Source organism: Bacillus sp. JJ722 (assembly GCF_036963345.1).
In the GTDB taxonomy this organism is placed as follows: Bacteria; Bacillota; Bacilli; order Bacillales; family DSM-1321; genus Bacillus_AD.
The window spans coordinates 1-5,816 of record NZ_JBALMO010000142.1; the positions used below are offsets into that span (position 1 = coordinate 1).

A 5,816-nucleotide genomic window follows, 5' to 3' on the forward strand; every position below is an offset into this window, starting at 1 on the left:
GATTAAAGTTTTACTTTATCGAAAACTAAAAAGGGTGTCTAAAGGATTGTACTTTAGGCACCCTCAAAGGTTTCTAAAATTAATTATTTATAGCTTCCACCTAATTGTTGCTCAGCCATTTGTACTAAGCGTTTCGTAATTTCTCCTCCAACTGATCCGTTAGCACGTGAAGTTGCATCTGGTCCAAGAGTAACACCGAACTCAGTTGCAATTTCATACTTCATTGAATCAATCGCAGCTTGTGCTCCTTGAACAACTAATTGGTTAGATGAATTTCTTGATGGTTGGTTTTGCATAATTAGCCCTCGCTTTTTTTATTTTTTGCTGAAGCTTCAATGCATGACATATGTACTCATTAAAAAACTTCAACTGGTAATGGTTGGATTACCTGGAGTTGCACCAGCATTAGTGAGCAATTAGAGTATGTCATGAATACTCGAAAGCTTCTAGGCCCTTGTGTATGGCGTAATCCAAAATATTAACTTCTTAATAAGTAGTATGATAATAGGAGAATAGAATTATTATGGTAATTACTGGTCTGTATGAATGAGGTTATTTCACTGAAAATAGTGATATAACCAAGTGTGGAAAAGGATGATGTAATTTGCTAATTTGTCCGCTTTGTAATGGTTTACAACAAGTATCTTTACCTTGTCATAAATGCAAGGCCATTTTAGTAGATAAAGGTAAGATTACTGATTATCTTGATAACTATAGTGCATATGAAGATATTGAAACGTTAAAGCAAGTGGATGGCGTAACCGATTCAGTCCAAAACCATCAATGTATTCACTGTTTTTTCTGTGAAAGATGTGGTGGGGAAGAGCATGTTGTCATTGAAGAATAATTAAGAAGAAAAAATCTCTTGCATGACAAGAGATTTTTTATATTTGGGACATAATGAATTTATCGAATACGTAACTCAGTTTCTTTATCAAAGAAGTGTACTTTATTCATATCAAGTGCCATTTCAATTACATCGCCAGTTTTAACAACTGTTCTAGCATCTACACGTGCAACAAAGTTTTGACCATCGATGTTTGAGTAAAGCATGAACTCTGCACCCATTAATTCAGCAACTTCAATAGTTGCTTTAATTGTGCTTTCTGGTGATGCTTGAATGAATAAAGGCTCATCGTGGAAATCTTCTGGACGAACACCCATAATGATTTCTTTATTTACGTATCCTTGATCGCGTAAAACTTTCATTTTACCTTCAGGAATAGTAAGTTTTACTGTTTCGAATTCCACATAGCCATCTTTTAATGTTCCGTTTATAAAGTTCATAGCAGGTGAGCCGATGAAACCACCAACGAATACGTTTTCTGGATTTTCATATACATCTTTTGGTGCACCGATTTGCTGAATGATTCCATCTTTCATAACAACAAGACGTGTTGCCATTGTCATAGCTTCTGTTTGGTCATGCGTAACGTAAATAGTAGTAGTAGCAAGACGTTTATGAAGCTTAGCGATTTCAGAACGCATCGCAACACGTAGCTTAGCATCTAGGTTTGATAAAGGTTCATCCATTAGGAACACTTTAGCATCACGTACGATAGCACGTCCTAAAGCAACACGTTGACGCTGACCACCAGATAATGCTTTTGGTTTACGATCTAAGTATGATTCTAATCCTAAGATTTTAGCTGCTTCTTGTACACGACGGTCAATCTCATCTTTTGGCATTTTACGAAGCTTTAAGCCGAATGCCATGTTATCGTATACAGTCATATGTGGGTATAGTGCGTAGTTTTGGAATACCATCGCAATATCACGATCTTTTGGTGGTGTATCGTTAACGCGCTTACCGTCAATGTAGAAGTCTCCTTTTGAGATTTCTTCTAAACCTGCAATCATACGTAGTGTAGTAGATTTACCGCAACCTGAAGGACCTACGAAAACGATAAATTCTTTGTCTTTAATATGTAAATTGAAATCTTCTACTGCTGTTACTTTATTATCGTAAATTTTATAAATATGTTCTAATCGTAATTCTGCCATGTTGTAATACCTCCAATAATCTGTTTTGGAATGTTTGTAAGGTAATTGTAAACGTATTCATACTTTGTTGGTATGTTCACATTGCACAAAAAGTGTAAGCGCTTTTTTGTGCATCGTTATATTTAGATAACATCAAAGTAATAAAATACTTATATATGCTAACATCGCATCATGGAAACTTTTGATGTCTAGGTTAGTCTTTTCGATAAATTTATCAATTCGATATTGTAAGCTATTACGATGAATAAATAATTTTTTGGCAGTTAGTGTGGCATTTCGATTTAGTTGTAAGTATGTTTTTATAGTTTTAATCATTTCAGGGTCGTCAATCATTTCACCAAGTAGTTCCTGTAAATACCATTCTTTCTGATGATTAATACCATACATTAGTGCATATGGGAAAACGGTTTTAATACAGTGATGTTTAGTGTTCGAGCTAAGTTGCTTTGCAATTTGAAAACAATGTGTTTCCATGCTGAAATGTTTATGTAAGTTATAAGATACTTCGTGAAAGTTCCCAATGAATAATTGTAAATTGCTGTAAAAATCACTTTCGATGGTACTAATAATTTCTTGGAGATCATTGAAAGTTAGTTGATTCCTACTTTCTCCATCAATAATATAACCACCATTTTCATTCTCCCATACAAGAATTGAATCACTATGAAAAAATGATCGTAATGCTTGTTCAAATTCTACTAGTGAGAAGTTTGCATCTCTAATAGTAAAGTAAATAAGACGAATTTGTTTCCAGTTGGTAAGTGGTAGCTCGCCTTGCTTGTTGAAGAATTGATACCAATTTCTTTGACTAGCTGTCATGTTCAAGCTATTTTCTTTTGTTGGATCATCAAATAGTGCAGTTAATAGCTCTTGCTCTTGAGAAGTTAGGCTTTCTAATGGTATCCCAAGTTGTTTGCCATCTGTAGAAATCCATAAATACTGATTGGTGGAATTTGTTTGAGCTAAGCTTTCTACAGCATTAGGATATTGTTTTTTCAGTTTTTGTAATAACATAGTTCATCCCTCGCGGCTTCTTTTGAAAAATGTCGTACCTTTATCTTGCAAACACATTGTTATATTCCACCATAACATATTTTTGTTGATAAAACTTATCCATATTCCCTTATTTGCCATTACACTATCTTTTACTATAAAATTGAACGTATACAAAACGTTGAAAAATAGATTTGAAGGGGTATGAATATGAATGATTTTCTTACCATATTATTTATGGTATTAATTGGGGCGTTAATTGGTGGGTTTACAAATTATCTAGCAATAAAAATGCTCTTTAGACCATATCAACCAATCTATGTATTCGGTAAGAAATTACCTTTTACTCCTGGTTTAATTCCGAAACGCAGAACGGAATTGGCTGAACAGCTGGGAAAGATGGTTGTAGAGCATCTGCTAACGGTTGATAGCATTAAACAAAAGGTTATAACTCCGCAATTTCGTGGTGAGGCTATTCGATGGTTACAAGAGAAAGTTAATCAGTATCAATATAGTAATGTAACAGTTGAGGAAGCATTAAGTAAATTTGGTTTTGAGAACGCTCATCAACAAATCGAAGCACAAATCTCAAACGTAGTTTCGAGTAAAGTATCCACATGGTATATGGACCATAAAGAAGAGAAGCTTCAAGATATCATGCCAAGCAAATTATCTGAAGTAGTTGAAGAAAAATTACCTGAAGTATCGGATTTTATTTTGCAAAAGGGTAAAGATTTTGTTGCTAGTATAGAAGGTAAAAAGCAATTAGAGAATATGATTGAGGATTTCTTCAAGGATAAGGGTATGCTTTGGAATATGCTTCAGGTGTTCATGAAGAATGAAAAGCTAGTAGATAAGATTCAAATTGAAATTTTACATTTTCTAAAATCAGAAGGATCTAAGGAGTTTGTGACTGATTTAATTCGTAAAGAGTGGAATACTTTGAAAGACCGTAAAGTAGAATATGTATATGAACAATTTGGAATAGAAAAAGTCGTTGCACCTATGCAACGAGAGCTTATTAACGTGTTACAATTAGGACAGTACTTTACTATGCCTATTGGAAAGCTAGTTGAAAACAATGCAGCATTATTAAACGATCGTATCATTCCGAGTGTTATGGATCTCTTCTTCAACAGTATTTTCGAGAATATAGAACATTTCATGGAGAAATTACATTTACAAGGAATTGTTAAAGAGCAAGTGGATGCATTTCCTGTTGAAAGACTAGAAGAAATGGTTCTTTCTATTATGAAAAGTGAATTAGGAATGATTACTTACTTAGGTGCTTTACTTGGAGGATTAATTGGTGTAGTACAAGGAATAATTGCTATACTTGCTTAATGCAAAAGTGTGCAATGTTAATTATAAGGAGTGACAGCTGTGAGTGTTAATGTATATGATGTAGCTTATGAATTAGAAAAAAGTATTCGTCAAAGTAAAGAATACACAGATTTACAAAGTTTATTAGATGCCGTTAATAAAGATGAAGTTGCTAAAAAAATGTTTGATAACTTCCGTGAAGTTCAAATGAAATTACAACAAAAGCAAATGACAGGGCAAGAAATTACACAGGAAGAGGTAGAGCAAGCGCAAAAACTTTTACAACTTGTTCAACAAAATCCATCGATTTCAAAGCTAATGGAAGCTGAACAACGTATGAGTATGTTAATTGCTGAATTGAATAAAATTATTATGAAACCATTAGAAGATCTTTACGGATCACCACAAGTATAATACATAAGAAGCACTATCCTTTTATGATAGTGCTTTTTTTTATGTTTTTTCTTTGGAGTATTTTGAATATTCATTTTCTTGTTCTATGATATTTTGCATAGTCATACTATTAAAAGTAGTACATCTTGATTAAGGGGTGATCACCATGATATATAAGCTATTGGCCATTAATATAGATGGAACGCTGTTACAATCAAATGGACGTTTTAGTAAAGCTGCTAAAGAAGCTATCGAATATGTGCAAGGGAAAGATGTAGCCATCGCATTAGTCACTTCCCGTAATTATCAATTATGTAAGAAAGTAGCAAAGGCTTTAAAAATAAATCCAATGATTATTGCTGCACAAGGAGCCTATGTTGGTACAGCGGTTAATAAGCCCTTGCTTATCAGGAGAATATCCGAGTCAACGACTATAGATATTGTTAAAGTCTTAGAAGGAATGGAATGTCAAATTAAATTGAATTATGAAGAAGCGGAAGTTAGAAATCGTGTGAATTTACCTGAAAATCTCTTAAGTAAAGCGGTTATGTATGTGAGTGAGCAAAAGATTTTTGCTCAAAATTATGTAGATAATATTAGTGAATATTTGAAAACACACGATTCACAGCCTTTAAGTATTGAAGTTAGTTTCCTGAATAGGAAAGAGCAACAAGAGTTAATCGCAATTGCGAAAAATATGTTTGATGATATAGCTATTGTAAGTAAGGAAAATAATCGTATTATTATTATTCAAAAAGATGTTAGTAAGTGGAAAGGAATTCAATATTTAGCGGAGCACTTAAAAATTGCGACAAGGGAAATCGTAACAATCGGCGATAGTAAAGACGATCAAGCGATGATAGCTGGCGCAGGTGTTGGGGTAGCGATGGGAAATGCACCCCAAGAATTAAAACGAATAGCGGATTGGATTACAAGAGGAAATGACGATGACGGAGTAGCTTATATGGTAAAAGAGTTATTTCGAAAGCAATACCAATTACAGTTTCTCGAGAAGTTGAACTTATTGAAATAATCGAGTAAGCAAGTAAACCACAAGTGTAAAGCTTGTGGTTTACTTACTTTTCAGCTCTCAGTAGGAAATC

General features: G+C 33.8%; 7 protein-coding genes. 4 read left to right on the plus strand and 3 right to left on the minus strand.

What is annotated here, in order from left to right; translation table 11 throughout:
- Nucleotides 1-83: 83 nt before the first annotated feature.
- Complete coding sequence (locus V7014_RS17040; RefSeq protein WP_205061352.1) at nt 84-296, minus strand: small, acid-soluble spore protein, alpha/beta type; 213 nt, start codon at nt 294-296, stop codon at nt 84-86.
- Nucleotides 297-604: 308 nt separating this feature from the next.
- Between V7014_RS17040 and V7014_RS17045 the strand changes: the two genes are divergently transcribed.
- Nucleotides 605-847, plus strand: coding sequence for a hypothetical protein (locus tag V7014_RS17045; RefSeq protein WP_335508634.1), 243 nt, complete (start codon nt 605-607; stop codon nt 845-847).
- A 59-nt stretch (nt 848-906) separates the two neighbouring features.
- Here the strand turns inward: V7014_RS17045 and V7014_RS17050 are convergent, their stop codons facing one another.
- Nucleotides 907-2,004 carry an ABC transporter ATP-binding protein gene (locus V7014_RS17050; protein WP_335508635.1) on the minus strand — a complete coding sequence of 366 codons (1,098 nt, stop codon included), beginning with the start codon at nt 2,002-2,004 and terminating at the stop codon, nt 907-909.
- Nucleotides 2,005-2,136: 132 nt separating this feature from the next.
- Entirely contained in the window at nt 2,137-3,018 is an 882-nt protein-coding gene (locus V7014_RS17055; protein ID WP_335508636.1) for a PucR family transcriptional regulator, read from the minus strand.
- Between the two features lie 189 nt (nt 3,019-3,207).
- On the opposite strand from V7014_RS17055, the gene V7014_RS17060 reads away from it, so the two are divergent.
- From V7014_RS17060 to V7014_RS17070, 3 genes are all read left to right on the plus strand, one after another.
- A complete protein-coding gene (locus tag V7014_RS17060; protein ID WP_335508637.1) occupies nt 3,208-4,341 on the plus strand; it encodes a DUF445 domain-containing protein in 1,134 nt (377 codons plus the stop codon).
- 39 nt (nt 4,342-4,380) lie between these two features.
- Complete coding sequence (locus V7014_RS17065; protein ID WP_335508638.1) at nt 4,381-4,734, plus strand: YlbF family regulator; 354 nt, start codon at nt 4,381-4,383, stop codon at nt 4,732-4,734.
- A gap of 145 nt (nt 4,735-4,879) precedes the next feature.
- Complete coding sequence (locus V7014_RS17070; protein WP_335508639.1) at nt 4,880-5,746, plus strand: Cof-type HAD-IIB family hydrolase; 867 nt, start codon at nt 4,880-4,882, stop codon at nt 5,744-5,746.
- Nucleotides 5,747-5,816 lie beyond the last annotated feature (70 nt).